We start from the raw sequence: 22,586 nt of genomic DNA, 5'->3' as shown, positions 1-22,586 counted from the left end.
AAAAAATGACAAAGCTTAAAATAAAATCAGGAGATACTGTACAAGTCATTGCTGGTGATCACAAAGGATCAGAAGGTAAAGTACTTAAAGTATTAATAGATAAGAACAAAGCCATCGTTGAGGGTGTAAATATGGTAAAGAAACACACTAAACCATCTGCACAAAGTCCTCAAGGCGGTATTGTTGAGAAGGAAGCAGCTATCCATATCTCTAACTTGTCTTTATTGACAAGTAAAGGAGAAACTACGCGAGTAGGTTACAGAATGGACGGCGACAATAAAGTGAGATTTTCTAAAAAATCAAATGAAGTAATTTAGTTATGGCTTACGTTGCAAGATTAAAACAAGAGTATAAGGAAAAAGTAATTCCTGCTCTTACGGAAGAATTCGGATATACAAATGTAATGCAGGTTCCTAAACTTCAAAAGATAGTTATATCTAGAGGTGTTGGTGCTGCAGTTGCAGATAAGAAGTTAATCGACCATGCTGTTGATGAATTAACAATGATATCTGGTCAAAAAGCAGTAGCTACAATGTCTAAAAAAGATGTTGCTTCTTTTAAATTACGTAAAGGAATGCCAATTGGTGCCAAAGTAACTTTAAGAGGTGAGCGCATGTTTGAGTTTTTAGATCGTTTAATTACTTCTGCGTTACCACGAGTTAGAGATTTCAACGGTATTAAAGCCACTGGTTTTGATGGACGTGGAAACTATAACTTAGGTGTTACAGAACAAATCATTTTCCCAGAAATTGATATTGATAAAATCAATAAAATCAACGGTATGGATATAACTTTTGTGACCACTGCAGAGACAGACAAGGAAGCAAAATCATTATTAACAGAACTGGGAATACCGTTTAAAAAGAATTAATTATGGCTAAAGAATCAATGAAAGCCCGTGAGGTAAAGCGTGCAAAAATGGTTGCTAAATATGCTGAAAAACGTAAAGCTCTTAAAGAAGCTGGCGATTATGAGGCGTTGCAAAAGTTACCAAAGAATGCTTCACCAGTCCGTATGCACAATCGTTGTAAACTAACAGGGAGACCTAAAGGTTACATGAGACAGTTCGGTATCTCACGTGTTATGTTCAGAGAAATGGCAAACAAAGGGTTAATACCTGGAGTTAAAAAAGCAAGTTGGTAAATCTCGATTATCGAGTAAATTATAAATTGGTCTCAGGTTTGGCAATAATGTCAAAAACCGTTACCGCAAATTAATAACTATGTATACAGATCCAATAGCGGATTATCTTACGCGAGTTAGAAATGCTGTTAAAGCAAACCACAGAGTGGTTGAAATCCCAGCATCTAACTTAAAAAAGGAAATGACTAAAATATTATTCGATCAAGGATATATTTTAAGTTATAAGTTTGATGATGACTCAACTGCACAAGGAACAATTAAGATTGCCCTTAAGTACAGTAAAGACACTAAAGAGTCAGTTATCAAAAAAATTCAAAGAATCAGTAAACCAGGTTTACGTAAGTATGCCGGTGCTAACGAAATGCCAAGAATCTTAAATGGTTTAGGTATTGCAATTGTGTCTACATCTCACGGTGTAATGACAGGTAAACAAGCGCAAAGAGAAAACGTTGGTGGCGAGGTATTATGTTACGTTTACTAAAAACAGGAAATTATGTCTAGAATAGGTAATAACCCAATAACAATTCCTGAAGGTGTCACTGTAGAAGTTAAGGACAACTTAATTACTGCTAAAGGTAAATTAGGTGAATTAACTCAAGAGTTTTCAGAAATTGACGTTAAGATCGAAGACGGCACTATTACATTAGAGCGTGCTTCAGATAAAAAAGATTTAAGAGCAAAACATGGTCTTTATAGAGCATTAATTGCTAACATGATTGAAGGTGTATCTAAGGGATGGACCAAAGAATTAGAATTGGTTGGTGTAGGTTATAGAGCATCAAACCAAGGGCAGAAATTGGATTTAGCTTTAGGTTTCTCTCACAATATCATTTTAGATATTGCGCCAGAGGTAAAAGTAGAAACTGTTACAGAAAAAGGTAAAAACCCAATAGTGAAGCTAACATCGTTTGACAAACAATTGGTTGGTCAGGTTGCTGCAAAAATACGCGGTTTCCGTAAGCCAGAACCTTACAAAGGAAAAGGTGTGAAGTTTGTCGGTGAAGAAATAAGAAGAAAAGCAGGTAAATCAGCTTAATAGTAAAGTTATGGCATTGACAAAGAATCAAAGAAGAACGAGACTTAGAAATAGAATCCGAAAGATAGTTTCTGGTACAGAAGCTAGACCAAGGTTATCTGTTTTTAGAAGTAATAAAGAAATTTATGCTCAGATCGTAGATGATGTAACTGGTAAAACTATTGCAGCTGCATCCTCAAGAGATAAAGACATTAGCAAGGCTAAAGGAAATAAGTCAGAAATTGCAACTTTAGTAGGTAAGTCTATAGGTGAAAAAGCAATGAAGGCTGGTGTAGAAACTATTTCTTTTGATAGAGGTGGTTACTTATATCACGGAAGAGTAAAATCATTAGCAGAAGGTGCTAGAGAAGCAGGACTTAAATTTTAAGACATTATGTATCAAAAATATAAAAACGCAGAGCTTGTAAAGCCAGGAGGATTAGATTTAAAAGATCGTTTAGTAGGTGTACAGCGTGTAACTAAAGTAACAAAAGGTGGTAGAGCCTTTGGTTTCTCAGCAATCGTAGTTGTTGGTGATGAAGATGGAGTTGTTGGTCATGGTTTAGGAAAATCTAAAGATGTAGCTACAGCAATTGCTAAAGCTATTGAGGATGCTAAGAAAAACTTAGTACGTATTCCATTGAAAAAAGGAACACTTCCACATGAGCAAAAAGGAAAGTATGGTGGAGCTAGAGTAAACATTATACCTGCAGCACCTGGTACAGGAGTTATTGCTGGTGGAGCTGTAAGAACTGTGTTAGAAGCAGTTGGTGTACACGATGTACTTTCAAAATCTCAAGGATCATCTAACCCTCATAATGTTGTAAAAGCGACTTTCGATGCTTTACTACAATTAAGAGATGCAGGTGTTATTGCTAGAGAAAGAGGAATTTCTCTTGAAAAAGTTTTTAACGGATAGTAATAGACTTTAGTCTTTAGTATTTAGACGATAGTTAAGATTTAAAAAAACATTTGAAGCTTCTAACGACTAAAAACTAATAACTGATAAACTAAGAAAAATGGCAAAGATTAAAGTAAAGAAAGTAAAAAGTGCAATCAATAGAACCCAAAACCAAAAGCGTATTTTAGAAGCTTTAGGTTTAAAGAAGATTGGTCAGGTTGTTGAGCACGATGCCACACCAAACATCCTTGGTATGGTAAATAAAGTTGAACATTTAGTTTCTGTAGAAGAAGCTTAAAAATATACACTTAATAATGGATTTAAGTAATTTAAAACCTGCAGAAGGTTCAGTAAAAAGTCAAGGAAAACGCATCGGACGCGGTCAAGGATCTGGTAAAGGTGGTACTGCTACCAGAGGGCACAAAGGTGCTAAGTCACGTTCTGGTTATTCTAAGAAAATAGGTTTTGAAGGTGGACAAATGCCACTTCAAAGACGTGTTCCTAAGTTTGGTTTCACAAATATTAACCGTGTTACTTATCAAGGAGTAAATGTTGATACACTTCAACAGTTGGTTGATGAGAAGAAAATTAAGGACACTGTTGATTTTGAAACATTGATGAGTTTAGGATTAGCTGGAAAGAATGATCTAGTTAAAATCTTAGGACGTGGTGAATTGAAATCAAAACTAAAAGTAACTGCTCATAAATTTACTGCTACAGCAAAAGCTGCTATTGAAGCTGCTGGTGGTGAGGCTGTAACTTTATAAGACCGTACAGAATGAAATTAATAGAAACATTAAAAAACGTCTGGAAAATTACTGAGCTAAAGGATAGAATCATTTTAACCTTAGGGTTATTATTGGTCTATCGTTTTGGTGCTCAAGTGGTTTTACCTGGTATTGATGCTGCTCAGTTAGGTGGATTACAAGATAATGCTGATGGTGGCATCTTAGGATTGTTAAACGCTTTTACTGGTGGTGCTTTTGCAAATGCTTCTGTATTTGCATTGGGTATTATGCCTTATATCTCTGCTTCGATTGTAGTTCAGTTAATGGGAATTGCTATTCCGTATTTACAGAAACTGCAAAAAGAAGGTGAGAGCGGACGTAAAAAGATCAATCAGATTACCCGTTGGTTAACGATTGCTATCTGTTTGGTGCAAGCACCAGGATATTTAGCAAGTTTACCAGCTTTAGGTATTCCGCCACAAGCCTTTTTATTAGGTAATGGAACGTTATTCTATTTTTCTTCTATCGTAATTTTAGTAACAGGCTGTATTTTTGCAATGTGGTTAGGTGAAAAAATTACAGATAAAGGTATTGGTAATGGTATCTCTCTATTAATTATGGTGGGTATTATTGCTACGTTGCCGCAATCTTGGTTGCTAAATGCAGCATCAAGAACCTCTGGTGATGGTACAGGTGGTATTATGATGATTTTAATAGAACTTGTTATTTGGTTCTTAATCATCTTGGCATCAGTTTTGCTGGTAATGGCAGTGCGCAAGATACAAGTGCAATATGCTCGTAGAACTGCTTCAGGTGGTTATGAGAAGAACGTATTTGGATCGCGCCAGTTTTTACCGTTAAAGCTAAACGCATCAGGTGTAATGCCAATTATCTTTGCTCAAGCAATTATGTTTGTGCCTGGATTAATCGGTGGATCATCTTGGTTAGAAGGCACAGAAACTGGTCAATGGATGCAAGCAAATTTTTCTGACATCTTCGGGTTTTGGTATAATTTAATCTTTGCATTATTGATTATTGTTTTTACGTATTTCTATACTGCAATTACAGTGCCTACTAACAAAATGGCAGACGACTTAAAACGAAGTGGTGGCTTTATTCCTGGGATTCGTCCTGGAACGGAAACTTCAGAATATTTAGATAAGATAATGTCTCAAATAACCTTACCAGGCTCTATTTTCTTAGCATTGATAGCTGTGTTCCCAGCATTCGTTGTAAAGTTGATGGGAGTTCAGCAAGGTTGGGCATTGTTCTTTGGAGGAACATCACTTTTAATTATGGTTGGAGTTGCAATTGATACGATGCAACAAATAAATTCTTATTTGTTGAACAAGCACTATGACGGCTTAATGAAAACTGGTAAAAATAGAAAAGCGGTAGCGCAATAATATTTAAACTATGGCAAAACAAGCAGCAATAGAGCAAGACGGAACAATTATAGAAGCATTATCTAATGCCATGTTCCGTGTAGAATTAGAAAACGGTCATATTGTGACTGCACACATCTCTGGTAAAATGCGTATGCATTATATTAAGTTACTACCAGGGGACAAAGTAAAATTAGAAATGAGTCCTTACGATTTAACGAAGGCTCGTATAACGTATAGATACTAATAAAGTATTTTAAAACAAAAACAGATGAAAGTAAGAGCATCAGTTAAAAAAAGAAGTGCTGATTGTAAATTAGTACGAAGAAAAGGAAGACTTTACGTCATTAACAAAAAGAATCCAAGGTTCAAACAAAGACAAGGATAATTATGGCAAGAATTGCAGGTGTAGACATACCAAAACAAAAAAGAGGAGTAGTCTCTTTAACTTATATCTATGGAATAGGTAGAAGTAGAGCAAAAGAAATTTTAGCCGCTGCTAAAGTTGATGAAAGCACTAAAGTAGATGATTGGACCGATGATGAAATCGGAGCTATCCGTGAAGCTGTTGGTACTTTTAAAATCGAAGGTGAATTACGTTCTGAAACTCAGTTGAACATTAAGCGATTAATGGATATTGGATGTTACAGAGGTATTCGTCATAGATCTGGACTTCCATTAAGAGGTCAGCGTACTAAGAACAACTCTAGAACACGTAAAGGAAGACGTAAAACAGTTGCTAACAAGAAAAAAGTAACTAAATAATAATAGTCTTTAGTCTTTAGACGTTGGAAAGAATCTGTTTGAAATTTAACGGTTTAGGATTCTAGCGACTATTACTAAAACTAAAAACTAAAACATATGGCAAAGTCAACAACAAAAAAACGTAAAGTCATCGTTGATGCAATGGGAGAAGCTCATATTACAGCATCTTTCAACAACATCATTGTATCGCTAACGAATAAAAAAGGGGATGTCGTTTCTTGGTCATCAGCTGGTAAAATGGGCTTTAGAGGTTCTAAAAAGAACACTCCTTACGCTGCTCAGTTAGCTGCTGAAGATGCTGCAGGTGTAGCTAAAGAAGCTGGACTAAAAAAGGTAAAAGTTTATGTAAAAGGTCCTGGTAACGGAAGAGAATCTGCTATTAGATCTATACATAATGCTGGTATTGAAGTTACAGAAATCATTGATGTAACACCATTACCGCACAACGGATGTCGTCCACCAAAAAGAAGAAGAGTATAATCTGAACTTTCAGATATATTTCAATATAAATAATAACAAGTATCAACGAGAGGTCAACGATTTTTGAAGGATAAGATTAAGACCTTAATTCAAGAGTCACTCTCAAAACAAATTTAAAATGGCAAGATATACTGGTCCTAAAACTAAAATAGCCCGAAAATTCGGTGAAGCTATCTTCGGAGATGATAAAGCCTTCGAAAAAAGAAATTACCCTCCAGGGCAACACGGTAACAACCGTCGTCGTGGTAAGAAATCTGAATATGCTATCCAATTAATGGAAAAGCAAAAAGCAAAATATACCTATGGTATATTAGAAAAGCAATTCAGAAACATGTTTAAAAAAGCAACTGCTGCTCCTGGTATTACAGGTGAGGTGTTACTTCAATTATGTGAGTCTCGTTTAGATAACGTGGTTTACAGAATGGGGATTGCTCCTACACGTAGCGGTGCAAGACAATTAGTATCTCACAGACACATTACAGTGAATGGTGAAAAGGTAAACATTCCTTCTTACCAATTAAAAGCTGGAGATGTTGTAGGTGTTAGAGAAAAATCTAAGTCTTTAGAAGCTATTCAGAATTCATTGGCTAATTCTAGCAATGTTTATGAGTGGATCACTTGGAACAACGATACTAAAGAAGGAACTTATGTTTCTGTTCCTGCAAGAATTCAGATTCCTGAAAACATCAACGAGCAAAACATCGTTGAATTGTACTCTAAATAATAAATTAATCACTATTGGTATTTGGCCAAAGGGTTTATGGGACTTCTTCAAACTTATAGACCGCGCAACTAAATAACAATTAAAACGAAGAATAAAATGGCAATATTAAATTTTCAGAAGCCCGACAAAGTAATCATGATTGATTCAAATGACTTTGAAGGCAAATTTGAATTTAGACCTCTAGAACCAGGTTATGGATTAACAGTAGGAAACGCTTTAAGACGTGTTTTACTGTCTTCATTAGAAGGTTTTGCAATCACTTCAGTTAGAATAGAAGGTGTAGATCACGAGTTTTCTACAATTTCTGGAGTCGTTGAGGATGTTACTGAAATGATCTTAAACTTAAAGCAAGTTAACTTTAAGCGTCAGATTGATGAAATCGATAACGAAACTGTTACGATTTCAATCTCTGGGCAAGAGCAAATCACTGCTGGTGATTTTCAAAAGTTTATCTCTGGTTTTCAAGTCTTAAATACGGATTTGGTGATCTGTAACTTAGACCCTAAAGTCAATATCAATATGGAATTAACTATTGAAAAAGGTAGAGGTTATGTGCCAGCTGAGGAAAACAAAAAATCTTCTGCACCAATCGGAACCATTTTTACAGATTCAATTTACACTCCTATAAAGAATGTAAAATATAGTATCGAAAATTTCCGTGTTGAGCAGAAAACCGATTACGAAAAATTAGTTTTCGAAATCATTACTGATGGATCAATTCATCCTAAAGATGCATTAACTGAAGCGGCCAAGATATTAATTCACCACTTTATGTTATTCTCTGATGAGCGTATCACGTTAGAGGCTGATGAAATTGCACAGACTGAAACTTATGATGAAGAATCTCTTCACATGAGACAACTATTGAAAACCAAATTGGTTGATATGGATCTTTCTGTACGTGCATTAAACTGTTTAAAAGCAGCAGAGGTAGATACTTTAGGCGACTTAGTATCTTTCAACAAGAACGATTTAATGAAATTTAGAAACTTTGGTAAAAAGTCATTGACTGAGCTTGAAGAGCTTGTGAATGTAAAAGGCCTTAATTTCGGAATGGATTTAAGTAAATATAAATTAGACAAAGACTAATTATTAATTAATCATATTTTGCTCTCCAGACTGTAAACGTCAGGATTTGGTAGCAAGATGATAAAACAAATGTCATGAGACACGGAAAAAAATTCAATCACTTAGGCAGAAAGACAGCTCATAGAAGAGCAATGTTAGCCAACATGGCTTGTTCTTTAATAGAGCACAAGCGTATTAACACAACAACAGCAAAAGCGAAAGCTTTAAAACAGTTTGTTGAGCCTTTAATTACTAAGTCTAAAGAAGATACAACACACAACAGACGTATTGTTATGGCTAGATTAAGACAAAAGGATGCAGTTGCTGAATTATTCAGAGATGTAGCTGAAAAAGTTGCTGATAGACCAGGTGGTTATACACGTATCATCAAATTAGGAAATAGACTTGGTGATAATGCTGATATGGCAATGATAGAGTTAGTAGATTATAACGAGCTTTATACAGCTGGTAAGCCTGCTAAGAAAACAAGAAGAAGCCGTAGAGGCGGAGGAGGTAAAGCAACAGCGACACCTGCACCAACAGAAACTCAAGCTTCTAACGAAGAAGAATAAATGTTGATAAGCATTAATAAATATAAAGGATAAGCTATTTAAGTTTATCCTTTTTTTTTGGAATTTTGTAAACAAGGTTCAACGATTATAAATACAATTCAGTAAATGAAGTACACACAGCGGAAAAAAGCGCTTATTTTATTGGCAGATGGTACCATTTTTCATGGTAAATCTATTGGAAAAGAAGGTTCTGCCTTCGGTGAGGTATGTTTTAATACCGGTACAACGGGCTATCAAGAAATTTTTACAGACCCCTCGTATTTTGGACAAATTATGGTGACAACCAATGCGCATATAGGTAATTATGGTGCGCATGACGAAGAGGTTGAATCTGATTCTATAAAAATAGCAGGATTAGTTTGTAAAAATTTTAGTTTTGAATATTCAAGACCAGATGCGGATAGCTCTTTAAAAACTTTTTTCGAAGAAAATGACACTCTAGCCATTTCAGATGTTGATACCAGATCTTTAGTAAGTTATATCAGGGATAATGGGGCGATGAATGCCGTAATCTCTACTGAAGTTGATAATATTGATGAATTGAAAAAGCAGCTTGCTGAAGTTCCTAGTATGGATGGTTTGGAATTGGCATCTAAAGTATCAACAAAGGAGCCTTACTTTTATGGTAATGAGAATGCCAAATACAAAATTTCAGCCTTGGATATCGGTATTAAAAAGAACATCCTTCGTAATTTGGCAAAGCGAGATGCCTATATAAAAGTCTTTCCGTACAACGCTAAGTTTGAAGATTTAGAATCCTTTAAACCAGACGGCTATTTTCTATCTAATGGACCTGGTGATCCAGAACCTTTAGTCGAAGCTCAAGAGGTAGCAAAGGAGATCATTAAAAGAGATTTGCCACTTTTCGGAATATGTTTAGGTCATCAAATTATTGCTTTAGCCAACGGTATTTCTACATACAAAATGCATCATGGTCATAGAGGGATTAATCACCCTGTAATAAACCTATTAACTGGTAAAGGTGAAATCACTTCTCAAAATCATGGTTTTGCGATTAGCAGAGAGGAAACTGAGAAGCATCAAGATATTGAGATTACGCACCTACATCTCAACGATGATACCGTTGCAGGAATAAAAATGAAAAGCAAGAATTGTTTTTCAGTACAGTATCATCCAGAGGCGAGTCCTGGTCCACACGATTCTAGTTACTTGTTTGACGAGTTTATAAATAATATTCAGAAAAACTAAAATGAAAATGGCAATGAAATATACAATTCATTGCCATTCTTTAATTACGAAAACATTTTCGCTTACTATTAATACAATAATAACAGTAGCAAAGCCTTATCAGGATTGATTTTCGTAAATTTGATAAACTTAACAGTGAACTGTTTCACTGTGCTTGTCGAAGTGCTGTCGTAGTGATAGAGTTACAGTTTCAGCGACTGAAAAATTAAAACCAATTAAAATATAAATATTCATGAGCATTATCATTAATATACACGCAAGACAAATTTTAGACTCAAGAGGTAATCCAACTGTTGAGGTGGATGTTATTACAGAAAATGGTGTCTTAGGAAGGGCAGCAGTACCTTCTGGTGCATCAACTGGTGAGCATGAAGCTGTTGAGCTCAGAGACGGTGGAGATAATTACATGGGGAAAGGTGTTTTAAAAGCCGTTGACAATGTAAACTCCGTTATTGCACAAGAATTGCTTGGAGTTTCTGTTTTTGAGCAGAACCTTATTGATCAGATGATGATAGATTTAGACGGTACACCTAACAAATCAAAGTTGGGAGCAAACGCTATTTTAGGGGTCTCTTTGGCAGCAGCAAAAGCGGCGGCTAATGAATTGAATATGCCTTTATACCGTTATGTTGGTGGTGTTTCTGCAAACACGTTGCCAGTGCCAATGATGAATATCATTAATGGAGGTTCGCACTCTGATGCTCCTATCGCGTTTCAAGAGTTTATGGTAATGCCTGTAAAAGCAAAAAACTTTACACATGCTATGCAAATGGGTACCGAAATTTTTCATAACCTTAAAAAAGTATTGCACAATCGTAATTTAAGTACTGCGGTAGGTGATGAAGGAGGTTTTGCACCAAATTTAGCAGGAGGAACCGAAGATGCTTTAGATACCATTGCAAAAGCAGTATCTAATGCTGGGTATAGTCTTGGTGATGATGTTATGATTGCCTTAGATTGTGCTGCGGCAGAATTTTACAAAGATGGCAAATACGATTATACCATTTTTGAAGGTGAATCAGGACAAGTGAGATCAAGCCAAGAACAAGCAGATTATTTAGCCGAACTTTCTGATAAATATCCAATATTATCTATAGAAGATGGTATGGATGAAAATGATTGGGATGGCTGGAAATACCTAACCGAGAAAATTGGTGATAAAGTACAATTAGTGGGTGACGATTTATTCGTAACTAATGTTGAGCGTTTATCACGTGGTATTGAAAATGGTATTGCCAATTCAATACTTATAAAAGTAAACCAGATCGGAACACTTACAGAAACGATTGCTGCGGTGAATATGGCACATAATGCTGGTTATACCTCGGTGATGTCTCACAGATCTGGCGAAACGGAAGATAATACCATTGCAGATTTAGCTGTGGCTCTAAATACAGGGCAGATTAAAACAGGTTCTGCTTCTCGAAGTGACCGTATGGCCAAATACAATCAATTATTAAGAATTGAGGAGGAGTTAGGTGAGGTTGCTTATTTTCCACAAGAAAAAGCATTTAAAGTAAACTAAAAGAATAATCTATATAAATGTAAAAAGCGACACTTCAAATAGAAGGGTCGCTTTTTTGGTTAATAATGCTTCATAAACTGTTAAAACCATTGTAATTCCACTTCCGAAATTGTTCGATATTTCGTACTTTTGCATACCTAAAATTAAGAAAAACCCAATATATATGTCAGATAAAGCCGTATTAGAAATTAATGGAGAAAAGCATGAGTTTCCTATTGTAACAGGAACCGAAAATGAAGTAGCGATTGATATTAAGACCTTAAGAGGAGTCACTAAAGGTGTTACTACCATTGATCCTGGCTATAAAAATACGGGAAGCTGCGAAAGTGCCATTACATTCTTGGACGGTGAAAAAGGTATTTTAAGATATCGAGGTTACTCTATTGAAGAATTAGCCGAAAAAGCAGATTTCCTAGAGGTAGCTTATCTATTGATTTTTGGAAATTTACCAACGGTTGAGCAATTAGAGAAGTTCCATATTGACATAAAGGCAAACTCTGTTGTTGACGACGACATAAAAAAGATATTAGATGCTTTTCCAAAGACCGCCCATCCAATGGGAGTCTTATCATCTTTAACAAGTGCCTTAACAGCATTTAATCCAAGTTCTGTAAACATTGATTCTGAAGAGGATATGTATAACGCCATTGTTAAGATTATGGGTAAATTCCCTGTTTTAGTGGCCTGGACGATGCGTAAAAAACAAGGTTTACCATTAGATTATGGCGATGATAAACTAGGTTATGTAGAAAACATACTTAAAATGATGTTTAAAAAGCCTCATGGTGATTATGAGCAGAATCCAATTTTAGTGAATGCACTCGATAAATTATTGATTCTTCATGCAGACCACGAACAAAACTGTTCTACGTCAACAGTAAGAATTGTTGGTTCATCCCATGCTGGTTTATTTGCTTCTCTTTCTGCTGGTATCTCAGCTTTATGGGGCCCATTACACGGTGGTGCAAACCAGGCAGTTTTAGAAATGCTAGAGAAAATTAAAGAAGACGGTGGTGATACCAAAAAATATATGGCCAAAGCAAAAGATAAGCAAGATCCTTTTAGACTTATGGGCTTTGGACATAGAGTTTACAAAAACTTTGATCCGCGTGCAAAGATTATTAAAGTTGCTGCGGATGAGGTATTGGGCGATTTAGGTATTGAAGACCCAATCTTGGATATTGCTAAAGGATTAGAAAAAGAAGCATTAGAAGATAAATATTTTGTGGATAGAAAGTTATATCCTAATGTAGATTTCTACTCAGGTATCATTTATAGGGGTATGGGCATCCCCGTAGAGATGTTTACTGTAATGTTTGCCCTAGGAAGATTGCCAGGATGGATAGCACAATGGCGCGAAATGCGTTTACGAAAAGAGCCTATCGGGCGTCCACGTCAATTATATATAGGTGAAAACCATAGGCCGTTTAAGTCTATTGAGAACAGATAATAAATAGATTAAGCTTCATATTTTATGAAGCTTTTTTACTTCTTCCATAATGAAATTTAATATTCAAAACGAAACTTCGCGACTAAGAGCTGTTGTATTAGGGACTGCACAAAGTAATGGCCCTATACCTACTTTAGAGGAGTGTTATGACCCAAAAAGTTATGAGCACGTTTTAAATGGAACGTATCCGATTGAAGCGGATATGAAAAAAGAAATGGCAGCCGTAGTCAAAGTGATAGAAAAGTATAACGTTAAAGTTTATCGCCCTAAGGTGATTGAAGATTACAATCAAATCTTCGCTCGTGATATTGCTTTTGTTGTAGAAGATAAATTGATAAAAGCTAATATTTTACCAGATAGAGATCGTGAGATAGAAGCAGTTTCGTATGTGTGGAAAGACGTCCCCAAGGAAAATATTATAAAATTACCAGAGGAATGCCATGTAGAAGGAGGGGATGTTATGCCATGGAATGACTATATTTTTGTTGGTACATATTCTGGTGACGATTATGCAGATTATATTACTGCGCGTACAAACATGGATGCTGTTATTGCTTTACAGGAGTTATTTCCTCACAAAACTGTAAAGTCTTTTGAATTGCGAAAATCCAACACAAATGCAAAAGAGAATGCTCTACATCTAGATTGTTGTTTTCAGCCTATCGGGAGGGATAAAGCCATACTTCATAAAAATGGATTTTTAGTAGAGAAGGAATACCAATGGCTAGTTGACTTCTTCGGAAAAGAAAATATTTTTGAAATCACTAAGGAAGAGATGTACAATATGAATAGTAACGTCTTTTCAATTTCGGAAGAGGTCATTATTTCTGAACAAAACTTTACACGCTTAAATACTTGGCTGAGAGCAAATGGCTTTATAGTAGAAGAAGTACCTTATGCCGAAATTGCTAAACAAGAAGGTCTGTTGCGATGTTCTACAATGCCTTTGATACGTGATTAATTACGTATCATTTTCTTAATTAAACTAATCTGCCCAAGGTGATAGTAACTGTGTTCTATCACTGCTTCAATATTTCGTAAGTAAGATCCATATTGTTCCTTAACAAAAGGCTCATTAAGCTGGCCATTTGGTAATAGACTTATTAACCTAATGAATTCTTGTGCATTTTTAATCAAGGCTTTTTTTCTGTTATCCCACTTTGGATGAGATGTAATTTTAGGACAATCAAAACTATATTTGTCACTTATGTCCAAGGGACCACCTTTAAGGACTTTTATAAGACCTTCAAGGTAATAATTAATATGAAAGGTTAAAGCTGCAATAGTATTAAGGGAATTGACTTTTTCTTCAGATTCTTGCCATGACACATCCTTTAGAATAGCTTTATAATTTGTATTTGCAATAAAAGTTCCGTCAATATAGACTTCCTTTAATCTAGACGCTAAACTTTCAGACAACTCCATAATTAAGTTCTGTATAAAAAGTAATTATTCACCAAGTTGATGTATTCTCTTTTAGCTTCATCTTGCGAAATATTTTTAACCTGAAAGAGCGCATTGGTCTTAAATGCGTTGATGATAGGTTTTTTACTACTTGGTCTCCCGTAGTCATTGGTGGCTTTTTTATAATAAGCATAAAGACGCAATAGGAAGTCTGCAGGGAATGGATCAGTATGATCGTTAACTCGTTTTACTGCAATTTCAAATTCAGTATGTAATTCTTCTGAGCTCATCCCATTTCTGCAATCACGCTTTCGCCTCCACGAACACGTTGATTGAGTTCTACTTTAATATCTGCGTTTAAAGGTAAAAATAAATCGACACGAGACCCAAACTTTATAAAGCCGGAGTCTTCACCTTGTTTTGCATTTTCGCCCACAATAGCATAATTAACAATACGCTTAGCCATTGCACCAGCAATTTGTCGGTAGAGGACTTTTCCAAAAGATTCATTTTCTACGACAACTGTTGTGCGTTCATTTTCTTCACTGGCCTTTGGGTGCCAAGCCACAAGATATTTTCCTGGATGATATTTACTGTAGGCAATTGTACCAGAAATAGGATGGCGTGTCACATGCACATTAATGGGGGACATAAACACCGAAACCTGTATACGCTTATCTTTAAAATATTCTTTCTCTTCAACTTCTTCAATAACGACTACTTTACCATCAACTGGCGATAATGCATGCTGAGAATTAGAATGTGTATTGCGTTTTGGATTTCTGAAAAACTGGAGTATTAAAAGAAAGAACCCCAAGACAACGACCATTAATGTTTTGCGCAACCATTCTATTGTGATGAGATTATCAATCACAAAAAATGAAACCACTACAAATACTAGCGTGATTAAAATTATTTTTTGTCCTTCTTTATGAAACATAGGTTAAAATTCTAAGGAATAAATATATAAAAGGTGCTGCAAAGATAATACTATCTAATCGATCTAACAGACCTCCATGACCAGGCATTATAACTCCACTATCCTTAACACTTGCTTGCCGCTTAAACTTAGATTCTATTAAATCGCCTAAAGTTCCAAAAACACTAATGATAATTGCCATTAACAGCCAATCATTAGAAGTAAGGGTTTCAGTATATTTAGCAACAAAGTAGCTTGCCACACAAGCAAAAAATAGTCCGCCTAAGAAACCTTCAACTGTTTTTTTTGGTGATATGCTTGGAAATAGTTTTTGTTTTCCGAAATTTTTGCCAACCATATAGGCAAAACTATCATTAACCCATACAAGCAAAAAAGCCCCTAATAGCAACAGAGGACTGAATGTACCCTCATAATTGGCAATAAGGAGTAAAAACACGAATCCACTAGATAAGTAAAAGGTTGTTGTGATATAACGTTTGGATTCGAAAAGCGGAATTCGCTTTTCAGCAAATAAATCTTTTATTAAAATTAGATTTACAAAAATGGTAGTTACCAACAGGATTTGAATGCCTTCATTACTGCCATTAGCCAATGAATCATTGACTAAACACCAGTACCAAAATCCAAAATATAAAATCGCAAAAATAACATATTGCGTTTTTGCTTTTAATAAAATCAGTTTACTGTATTCTACTAGGCAAACAAACCCAAAAATAAAAAGCAAAACTAGTAGTGCAGACGACCAAAAAAGTGAAGCAATAAGTAGAGTAGCATAGAGAGCGCCAGAAATGGCACGTATTGTTAATTCTTTCATCTATAGGTCCTCTAAAAGTAGCAGATATAAGTTTTTAGAACTACTTCCATAAGTAAGAAAATCTTTATCTACTTCCGTTTTAAAATGTTTTATGGTTGTGATATTGGTAGGGATTTTTGATCTATTTTTTTCTTTAATCCCTTTTAAACCTTCTCCTATATTTTCAACCAATTGACTTGTGGTAGCGTAGACAATAAAATTGGTCGGTAATTCTTTTAATTTTTTTTCTGCAATTTGATTTGAGGAAATCAATAATGAACCATCGTCAGAAATAAGGTACTCACACGTTGTAAAAAAGAATGTGCTTTCCGATGTTTTTTTAGACGTTTTAAATTGAAATTCTTTAAACATCTCATTTAACTGTTCATCAAAGACTAAAACAGTTTTATTTTCCCAATCATTTTCAACGAGGATATTCTCTAGAGACCTATTGACTTCTTGAATGTTTTCGCAGTAAAGGAACTTACCACCATTAGCTTTGAAATTTATTGTAAATCGCTCATCGACAGGTAGCTTCACTTCGGGCATATATTTGCCCCGCTCTTGATTTGGAATATGTTCTTCGGATTTGCTTGATTTGCCCCCAAAGATTCTTCTAAATAAGCTCATTAAATCGTTGCTATTAATAATCACTCTTTGACGAGATTATCAAATATAAAAAAACTTAAACTAACTCTTGGCTAATTTAAGTTTTTTCGATGTTCTACAAGTGCTCTATTCTTCTTCCTCAGTTGAACTTTCTTTATCTTCAAAAGCACGTTTCCCAAATATTTTTTCGAGATTATCTTTAAAAATAACTTCCTTTTCTAAAAGGACTTCAGCGAGCTCAGTAAGTTTGTCTTTGTTCTTTTCGAGAAGATCAATTGCTCTTTTGTATTGCTCTTCAATAATGTCAGATATTTCCCTATCTATAAGTTCTGCAGTTTGTTCACTGTACGGCTTTGTAAAGCCATATTCGGATTGACCTGAAGAATCGTAATAAGTAAGATTACCAACTTTGTTGCTTAAACCATAGATCGTTACCATTGCTCTGGCTTGTTTGGTAACCTTTTCAAGGTCACTCAATGCACCAGTCGATATTTTATCAAAAATGACTTTCTCTGCAGCTCTACCGCCTAAGGCAGCACACATTTCATCCAGCATTTGTTCTGGCCTCACTATCAAACGTTCCTCGGGTAAATACCAAGCGGCTCCTAACGAACGTCCTCTCGGAACGATAGTTACTTTTACTAATGGTGCAGCGTGCTCTAACATCCAACTTACGGTTGCATGACCCGCTTCGTGATAGGCTACAGCTTTCTTTTCGTCAGGCGTTATAATTTTATTTTTCTTTTCTAGCCCACCAACAATACGGTCAACAGCATCTAAAAAATCTTGTTTGTTTACAGCTTTTTTGCCTTTCCTCGCTGCAATTAAAGCTGCCTCATTACAGACGTTTGCAATGTCAGCACCCGAAAATCCAGGTGTTTGTTTTGCTAAGAAATCAATATCTAAATCATTTTCTTTTTTGAGTGGACGTAAATGCACTTCAAAAATCTCTTTTCGTTCCCTAACATCCGGAAGGTCTACATAAATTTGACGGTCAAATCGCCCAGCCCTCATCAATGCACCATCAAGAACATCAGCTCTGTTGGTTGCTGCTAATACTATAACATTAGTATTGGTGCCAAAACCATCCATTTCAGTCAGTAACTGATTCAATGTGTTTTCGCGCTCATCATTAGATCCTGAAAAATTGCTTTTACCTCTTGCTCGTCCAATGGCATCAATCTCATCAATGAATATAATAGAAGGTGATTTTTCTTTAGCCTGTTTGAATAAATCTCTTACCCTAGAAGCTCCAACACCTACAAACATTTCCACAAAATCAGATCCTGATAAGCTAAAGAAAGGTACTTTAGCTTCACCAGCTACTGCTTTTGCCAATAAGGTTTTACCTGTTCCCGGAGGGCCGACCAGTAAAGCTCCTTTAGGAATTTTACCACCTAAAGATGTATATTTTTCTGGAAACTTTAGAAAATCTACAATTTCCTGAACTTCTTCTTTAGCACCTTCAAGTCCAGCAACATCTTTAAAAGAAGTTTTAGTGTCTGATTTTTCATCAAACAACTTTGCTTTCGATTTTCCAATATTAAAAATCTGACCACCAGCTCCACCGCCACCACCAGAAGACATTCGGCGCATTATAAATATCCAAACACCAATGATTAAAATGAATGGTAAGAGCTGTAGAAAGAAATCTCCCCAAGCATTACTCTCAACATCTGCATCTCTTACTGTGGAAAGATCATTTTCCCTAATAATAGTATCAATTCTATTTTCAAAATTCTGAAGATCACCAAATTTTAAAGTGTAGTTCGGAATCTCAGAAGAAGGTATCAAAGATGTTGGTTTTGCATTCTCGTGGACTTTCTTTTGTAGTGCTTCTTCCGTAAGATAAACCTTAGCTGTTTTAGTATTACTGACTATAATAACCTCTTTAATATCACCACTTTCTAAATACGAAATAAAGTCAGAATTACTGATTTCCTTGGTGCTGTTAAAGGCGCTGCCACCGAGGAGTTGAATTCCTAAAAAGGCTGCTATAATGATACCATAAATCCAATACGGATTTAATTTTGGTTTTTTATTTTGTTTTTTGTCGTCTTTTGCCATCTTGTTGCCGCAACTGCGGTAATCTTTTTTTGTTTAGTAGCTTGTTTCTATAACGGTGGTTTTAGCGTCCCCCCAAAGACTTTCAATATCATAATACTCTCTCACATGTTTTTGAAACACGTGAACGACGACATTGACATAATCCATTAAGACCCATTCTGCATTATCAGTTCCTTCAATATGCCATGGTTTGTCCTTAACAGTTTTGCTTACTTGTTTTTGTATGGAATTAACTACGGCGTTTACTTGTGTATTAGAAGTACCTTCGCAAATAATAAAATAATCACAAACCGTATTTTCTATATCTCTTAAATCTAATATTACAATCTCTTTTCCTTTGACCTCTTCTATACCAGCAATAATGGTTGTTATCAACTGATCTGCATTACTATTGTCTTTCGTCATTAATTTAAATTAATTTTGTGCAAAGTTATTATTTTTTTAGTTCTTTTAAGACCTTATTTGTCATAAGAAAACCATAAATAACACCCAGCGATTATTATGCCTATAATCAAACTTAATGCCATTGATTCGACCAACGCTTATATAAAGCGGAAGGCTTTAATGCGCGAGCTAGAAGATTTTACTACTGTGGTAGCTAAATTACAGACAGAAGGAAGAGGGCAAATGGGCACTAGATGGCAGTCCGAGGGCTCTAAAAACCTTATGTGTAGTATTTACAAACGTATTTCGGGGGTTGAAAATAACAGGCAGTATTATATAAGCATGATTACTGCCTTGGCTGTAACTGATGCATTAAAAACCCTAAATATCCCGAAAATATCCATAAAATGGCCTAACGACATTTTGTCAGAGGGTCATAAAATTGGGGGGATCTTAATTGAAAATCTAATTAAACATAATAAAATACACGCCACTATTATTGGGATTGGACTAAATGTGAACCAAAAATTCTTTTATAAGCTGCCAAAAGCGTCTTCGTTATATGTTTTGACGGGTCAGTTATTTGATACTGATGAATTAATGACTCTTATTTTGAAGCATTTAAAAGAGCAATTTCGATTGCTAGAAAATCATGATTTTAAACTCATAAAATCCAATTACGAGGCATTATTATTTCGAAAGCAAAAACCATCAACTTTTGAAACCAGCTATGGAAAACACTTTACGGGCTACATCAATGGTGTCACTGAAGACGGAAAGTTAGAAGTTATGGTAGAAGACGGTATATTGAAGACTTTTGACCTTAAAGAAGTATCTTTAAAATACTAGATTGCAGTCTTCATGTTGGTTGCTAGGGTTTCAATGAATTTAGAAATAGGCCCTTTAATCATCATGGCCATCATTGGGTTAAAATCACCTTCAAACTTAAGCTGAACTTCACTTTGATTTTCAGAAATTTCTAGAATATTTCCTATTAAAGAAAAATCTAACTTACCTCCAGCAGCACCAAGAACAATTAAACTGTGAGGATGTGCCTCCTTTTTCTTTAAGATAATCTCTGGCATTCCTTTTAGGGCAAAAACAAATTTATCGTCGTCTAAAACTTCAAACTTACTTATGTTTTCGGGCATAAGCTGCTCAAAATTTTTGACATCAGATAAAAATTCAAAGGTGTCTTTGGCTGATTTGTTAAGCGTTACTTTTGGAGATTCTAAATTCATAGTATTGTTTTTGCTTTTTGTTTGTCAAATACCGTTCCATTCACTCGGATTGGCATTCCAAAGCGCTAAGACTTTTTGTTGTTTACTGTTAATGTAGTGTGTATCCAAAGCTTGCTCTAAAAGATTCTCGTAATTACTCAACGTGTGCAAATCGATCTCAGCGGATTTAAAATTTTCTTCAGATACATTAAAACCGTAACTAAAAATGGCCACCATTCCTTTTATGTTAACATTGGCTTTTTCTAGGGCCTTAACAGCATTAAGACTACTCTTGCCAGTACTGATTAAATCTTCTACGACAACAACATTTTGACCCGCTTCTATATGTCCTTCAATTTGATTTTGACGTCCATGACTTTTGGCTTCGGGTCTTACGTAAACAAAAGGTAAGTTAAGATAATCTGCTACCAAAGCCCCAATACCGATTGCGCCTGTTGCTACACCCGCTACGACATCAATTTTGCCATACAATTCTTCTATTTGATAGGCTAGTTGTTCCCTAACGTAGTTCCTTATCATTGGGTAAGATAACACTATTCTATTGTCGCAATAAATCGGAGACTTCCAACCAGACGCCCACGTAAAGGGTTCATTAGGCTGTAATTTAATGGCGTTAATCTTTAGAAGTAATTCTGCAGTTTTTTTTGCAGTGTCTTTGTTGAGAATCATGCTGTAAAATTAATGAATTTAAAAATTTCTGGTAGAAATATTTTTAAATTTAATAGTCTTATTTTTATTGTCTTTTATACCAATTGGCTTGAGTATTTCAGTATTATTTTAATTTTAAGTTTTAGGTATTTGTATTTTTCTATTTTAAAAAAGCTATACATTTACTAAATAATTGATAAACAGAATTCAATTTATGCATACTATTTATGTTGGTGATAAGCCCATATATCTAACAACAGAAGTTAAAAAAGAAACTAATTTTAAGGTGTTTTTATTAAAGTCCGTAAAATTAGGGAAGGTTATAAAAATGCTAAACAAAACCGATTTGGAATGCGTTTACCTTGTAGATGATAACCCTAAAAAATTATTGAAACGTTTTTTAAAGAAACTTCCCAATGTTATAGCTGGCGGGGGAAAGGTCTATAATGAGAAAGGGGAAATTTTATTTATCTATAGAAATGATAAATGGGATTTGCCAAAAGGGAAAACTGAAAAAAAGGAATCCATTGAAGAGACCTCGATTAGGGAAGTAGAGGAGGAGACAGGAGTAAAAGGGTTGCAAATAATCAAACCATTACCAACCACTTACCATATTTTTAAAAGAAATGGAAGACATAAGATAAAAGTGACGTATTGGTTTGAGATGTCCACAACTTATGAAGGGACATTGAACCCTGAAGAGGACGAAGGTATAACAAAAGTAGAATGGCTCGATGAAAAGAAGATCGAAAAAGCCATGGAAAACAGTTATGCTAATATTCAGGTTTTGGTTTAGTTAACTCTTTTGTTGCAATTATAACATGTTCATGTTCATCAAGACCAATACGGTTGTTCTTAGCCTCCTTGTATTTCAGCCTTTTAGTTTTAAAACCAACACTTTCTAGTCTTTTAAGTATTCCGTCTATCGAATAAATTCTAACATGATCTTCTTGCCCAAAATGTTTTAATCGATCTAATTTGGATGTCATATTTGAATTTTCGTAAATATCCCCTTCTTTAAATGGGGTTTGTATATAGACTTTGCCATTAGGCTTTAATATGCGATACAATTCTTTCATGGCCTTTTTATCATTTTCCACATGTTCTAAAATATGGTAACAAATGATAATGTCATAGCTGTTGTCGATTTCCTCAATACTTTCAATATTAAAGGATTTATCAGCCTTAAATTCACCATCATAATCTGAAGTAATGTAAGATTTAAACTTAGTCTCTTTTATTTTAGTGACCAAAGCTTCATTTGGTGAGAAATGCAAAACAGTTTTATGATTTATTTCAGGTTTTAAAATCTCCCATAGACGTCGTGTTCTTGAAAGGCTCCCACAATTTGGACAAATCCTTAGGTTATTATTAGTAATAATAAATGACCTCATATTAAAGTCACAAAGGTTACAGTGGTAGGTGGACCCTTTGTAAAAACGTGCCAAGGTTTTTCTTAGTTTATCCTTATTTTTTAGCACATAATGCTCAGGTAAAAGGGTGTAGACGGTGTTTTTAAGAGAGTTATACATAGG

33 protein-coding genes are annotated in these 22,586 nt (G+C 35.1%); 23 read left to right on the top strand and 10 right to left on the bottom strand.

Annotated elements, in window-relative coordinates; all coding sequences use genetic code 11:
- Positions 1-5 precede the first annotated feature (5 nt).
- From rplX to ACFEMA_RS12800, 21 genes are all read left to right on the top strand, one after another.
- Positions 6-317, top strand: a complete 312-nt coding sequence (rplX, locus tag ACFEMA_RS12900; protein WP_411768624.1) for a 50S ribosomal protein L24 — start codon at positions 6-8, stop codon at positions 315-317.
- Positions 318-319: 2 nt separating this feature from the next.
- Positions 320-871, top strand: coding sequence for a 50S ribosomal protein L5 (rplE, locus tag ACFEMA_RS12895; protein ID WP_411768623.1), 552 nt, complete (start codon positions 320-322; stop codon positions 869-871).
- A gap of 2 nt (positions 872-873) precedes the next feature.
- Positions 874-1,143: a 30S ribosomal protein S14 gene (gene rpsN, locus ACFEMA_RS12890; protein WP_007094975.1), complete on the top strand. Its 270-nt coding sequence runs from the start codon at positions 874-876 to the stop codon at positions 1,141-1,143.
- Positions 1,144-1,222: 79 nt separating this feature from the next.
- Positions 1,223-1,624: a 30S ribosomal protein S8 gene (rpsH, locus tag ACFEMA_RS12885; RefSeq protein ID WP_411768622.1), complete on the top strand. Its 402-nt coding sequence runs from the start codon at positions 1,223-1,225 to the stop codon at positions 1,622-1,624.
- A 12-nt stretch (positions 1,625-1,636) separates the two neighbouring features.
- Complete coding sequence (gene rplF, locus ACFEMA_RS12880; protein WP_411768621.1) at positions 1,637-2,179, top strand: 50S ribosomal protein L6; 543 nt, start codon at positions 1,637-1,639, stop codon at positions 2,177-2,179.
- 10 nt (positions 2,180-2,189) lie between these two features.
- The gene (gene rplR / locus ACFEMA_RS12875; RefSeq protein WP_411768620.1) at positions 2,190-2,546 is read left to right on the top strand and encodes a 50S ribosomal protein L18; all 357 of its coding nucleotides are present in this window, start codon (positions 2,190-2,192) and stop codon (positions 2,544-2,546) included.
- A gap of 6 nt (positions 2,547-2,552) precedes the next feature.
- Positions 2,553-3,077 (top strand): 30S ribosomal protein S5, encoded by a 525-nt coding sequence (gene rpsE, locus ACFEMA_RS12870; RefSeq protein WP_411768619.1) that lies wholly within the window; start codon positions 2,553-2,555, stop codon positions 3,075-3,077.
- A gap of 100 nt (positions 3,078-3,177) precedes the next feature.
- Positions 3,178-3,357 (top strand): 50S ribosomal protein L30, encoded by a 180-nt coding sequence (gene rpmD / locus ACFEMA_RS12865; RefSeq protein ID WP_411768618.1) that lies wholly within the window; start codon positions 3,178-3,180, stop codon positions 3,355-3,357.
- A 16-nt stretch (positions 3,358-3,373) separates the two neighbouring features.
- The gene (gene rplO, locus ACFEMA_RS12860; RefSeq protein ID WP_411768617.1) at positions 3,374-3,826 is read left to right on the top strand and encodes a 50S ribosomal protein L15; all 453 of its coding nucleotides are present in this window, start codon (positions 3,374-3,376) and stop codon (positions 3,824-3,826) included.
- A gap of 11 nt (positions 3,827-3,837) precedes the next feature.
- Entirely contained in the window at positions 3,838-5,193 is a 1,356-nt protein-coding gene (secY, locus tag ACFEMA_RS12855) for a preprotein translocase subunit SecY (RefSeq protein ID WP_411768616.1), read from the top strand.
- Between the two features lie 10 nt (positions 5,194-5,203).
- A complete protein-coding gene (infA, locus tag ACFEMA_RS12850) occupies positions 5,204-5,419 on the top strand; it encodes a translation initiation factor IF-1 (protein ID WP_007094967.1) in 216 nt (71 codons plus the stop codon).
- A 24-nt stretch (positions 5,420-5,443) separates the two neighbouring features.
- On the top strand, positions 5,444-5,560 hold the full coding sequence (gene ykgO / locus ACFEMA_RS12845) for a type B 50S ribosomal protein L36 (RefSeq protein ID WP_008269159.1): 117 nt from the start codon (positions 5,444-5,446) through the stop codon (positions 5,558-5,560).
- A 2-nt stretch (positions 5,561-5,562) separates the two neighbouring features.
- Positions 5,563-5,937: a 30S ribosomal protein S13 gene (gene rpsM / locus ACFEMA_RS12840; protein WP_411768615.1), complete on the top strand. Its 375-nt coding sequence runs from the start codon at positions 5,563-5,565 to the stop codon at positions 5,935-5,937.
- A gap of 96 nt (positions 5,938-6,033) precedes the next feature.
- Positions 6,034-6,417: a 30S ribosomal protein S11 gene (gene rpsK, locus ACFEMA_RS12835; protein WP_411768614.1), complete on the top strand. Its 384-nt coding sequence runs from the start codon at positions 6,034-6,036 to the stop codon at positions 6,415-6,417.
- 118 nt (positions 6,418-6,535) lie between these two features.
- On the top strand, positions 6,536-7,141 hold the full coding sequence (rpsD, locus tag ACFEMA_RS12830; protein WP_411768613.1) for a 30S ribosomal protein S4: 606 nt from the start codon (positions 6,536-6,538) through the stop codon (positions 7,139-7,141).
- Positions 7,142-7,237: 96 nt separating this feature from the next.
- A complete protein-coding gene (locus ACFEMA_RS12825; protein ID WP_411768612.1) occupies positions 7,238-8,230 on the top strand; it encodes a DNA-directed RNA polymerase subunit alpha in 993 nt (330 codons plus the stop codon).
- A gap of 74 nt (positions 8,231-8,304) precedes the next feature.
- Positions 8,305-8,781 carry a 50S ribosomal protein L17 gene (gene rplQ, locus ACFEMA_RS12820; protein ID WP_411768611.1) on the top strand — a complete coding sequence of 159 codons (477 nt, stop codon included), beginning with the start codon at positions 8,305-8,307 and terminating at the stop codon, positions 8,779-8,781.
- Positions 8,782-8,886: 105 nt separating this feature from the next.
- Positions 8,887-9,990, top strand: coding sequence for a glutamine-hydrolyzing carbamoyl-phosphate synthase small subunit (gene carA, locus ACFEMA_RS12815; RefSeq protein WP_411768610.1), 1,104 nt, complete (start codon positions 8,887-8,889; stop codon positions 9,988-9,990).
- 232 nt (positions 9,991-10,222) lie between these two features.
- Entirely contained in the window at positions 10,223-11,515 is a 1,293-nt protein-coding gene (eno, locus tag ACFEMA_RS12810) for a phosphopyruvate hydratase (protein ID WP_411768609.1), read from the top strand.
- A 163-nt stretch (positions 11,516-11,678) separates the two neighbouring features.
- Entirely contained in the window at positions 11,679-12,965 is a 1,287-nt protein-coding gene (locus tag ACFEMA_RS12805; RefSeq protein WP_411768608.1) for a citrate synthase, read from the top strand.
- A 49-nt stretch (positions 12,966-13,014) separates the two neighbouring features.
- Positions 13,015-13,926, top strand: a complete 912-nt coding sequence (locus ACFEMA_RS12800; RefSeq protein ID WP_411768607.1) for a dimethylarginine dimethylaminohydrolase family protein — start codon at positions 13,015-13,017, stop codon at positions 13,924-13,926.
- On the opposite strand, the gene ACFEMA_RS12795 is transcribed toward ACFEMA_RS12800, so the two are convergent.
- The 7 genes from ACFEMA_RS12795 to rsfS form a co-directional block, all read right to left on the bottom strand.
- The gene (locus ACFEMA_RS12795) at positions 13,923-14,390 is read right to left on the bottom strand and encodes a DinB family protein (RefSeq protein ID WP_411768606.1); all 468 of its coding nucleotides are present in this window, start codon (positions 14,388-14,390) and stop codon (positions 13,923-13,925) included. The genes ACFEMA_RS12800 and ACFEMA_RS12795 overlap by 4 nt on opposite strands.
- A gap of 2 nt (positions 14,391-14,392) precedes the next feature.
- Positions 14,393-14,659 (bottom strand): acyl-CoA-binding protein, encoded by a 267-nt coding sequence (locus tag ACFEMA_RS12790; RefSeq protein WP_411768605.1) that lies wholly within the window; start codon positions 14,657-14,659, stop codon positions 14,393-14,395.
- A complete protein-coding gene (locus tag ACFEMA_RS12785; protein ID WP_411768604.1) occupies positions 14,656-15,309 on the bottom strand; it encodes a phosphatidylserine decarboxylase family protein in 654 nt (217 codons plus the stop codon). Before ACFEMA_RS12785 ends, ACFEMA_RS12790 begins: the two co-directional genes overlap by 4 nt.
- On the bottom strand, positions 15,299-16,123 hold the full coding sequence (locus ACFEMA_RS12780; protein ID WP_411768603.1) for a phosphatidate cytidylyltransferase: 825 nt from the start codon (positions 16,121-16,123) through the stop codon (positions 15,299-15,301). Before ACFEMA_RS12780 ends, ACFEMA_RS12785 begins: the two co-directional genes overlap by 11 nt.
- On the bottom strand, positions 16,124-16,732 hold the full coding sequence (locus ACFEMA_RS12775; RefSeq protein ID WP_411768602.1) for an LUD domain-containing protein: 609 nt from the start codon (positions 16,730-16,732) through the stop codon (positions 16,124-16,126). It abuts the gene before it with no gap.
- A 105-nt stretch (positions 16,733-16,837) separates the two neighbouring features.
- Positions 16,838-18,778 (bottom strand): ATP-dependent zinc metalloprotease FtsH, encoded by a 1,941-nt coding sequence (gene ftsH, locus ACFEMA_RS12770; protein WP_411768601.1) that lies wholly within the window; start codon positions 18,776-18,778, stop codon positions 16,838-16,840.
- A gap of 33 nt (positions 18,779-18,811) precedes the next feature.
- Positions 18,812-19,183: a ribosome silencing factor gene (gene rsfS / locus ACFEMA_RS12765; protein ID WP_411768600.1), complete on the bottom strand. Its 372-nt coding sequence runs from the start codon at positions 19,181-19,183 to the stop codon at positions 18,812-18,814.
- Positions 19,184-19,279: 96 nt separating this feature from the next.
- On the opposite strand from rsfS, the gene ACFEMA_RS12760 reads away from it, so the two are divergent.
- Positions 19,280-20,011: a biotin--[acetyl-CoA-carboxylase] ligase gene (locus ACFEMA_RS12760; protein ID WP_411768599.1), complete on the top strand. Its 732-nt coding sequence runs from the start codon at positions 19,280-19,282 to the stop codon at positions 20,009-20,011.
- Here the strand turns inward: ACFEMA_RS12760 and ACFEMA_RS12755 are convergent.
- Positions 20,008-20,403, bottom strand: coding sequence for an SRPBCC family protein (locus ACFEMA_RS12755; RefSeq protein WP_411768598.1), 396 nt, complete (start codon positions 20,401-20,403; stop codon positions 20,008-20,010). The two genes, ACFEMA_RS12760 and ACFEMA_RS12755, sit on opposite strands and share 4 nt — an antisense overlap.
- Positions 20,404-20,427: 24 nt before the next feature.
- Positions 20,428-21,072: an orotate phosphoribosyltransferase gene (gene pyrE, locus ACFEMA_RS12750; protein WP_411768597.1), complete on the bottom strand. Its 645-nt coding sequence runs from the start codon at positions 21,070-21,072 to the stop codon at positions 20,428-20,430.
- Between the two features lie 193 nt (positions 21,073-21,265).
- On the opposite strand from pyrE, the gene ACFEMA_RS12745 reads away from it, so the two are divergent.
- On the top strand, positions 21,266-21,847 hold the full coding sequence (locus ACFEMA_RS12745) for an NUDIX hydrolase (RefSeq protein WP_411768596.1): 582 nt from the start codon (positions 21,266-21,268) through the stop codon (positions 21,845-21,847).
- Here ACFEMA_RS12745 and ACFEMA_RS12740 read toward each other — a convergent pair.
- Positions 21,825-22,583, bottom strand: coding sequence for a class I SAM-dependent methyltransferase (locus ACFEMA_RS12740; protein WP_411768595.1), 759 nt, complete (start codon positions 22,581-22,583; stop codon positions 21,825-21,827). The two genes, ACFEMA_RS12745 and ACFEMA_RS12740, sit on opposite strands and share 23 nt — an antisense overlap.
- Positions 22,584-22,586: the final 3 nt, after the last annotated feature.

It is taken from the genome of Winogradskyella sp. A3E31 (assembly GCF_046720935.1).
In the GTDB taxonomy this organism is placed as follows: Bacteria; Bacteroidota; Bacteroidia; order Flavobacteriales; family Flavobacteriaceae; genus Winogradskyella.
This window is presented reverse-complemented; position numbering and strand designations above follow the sequence as displayed.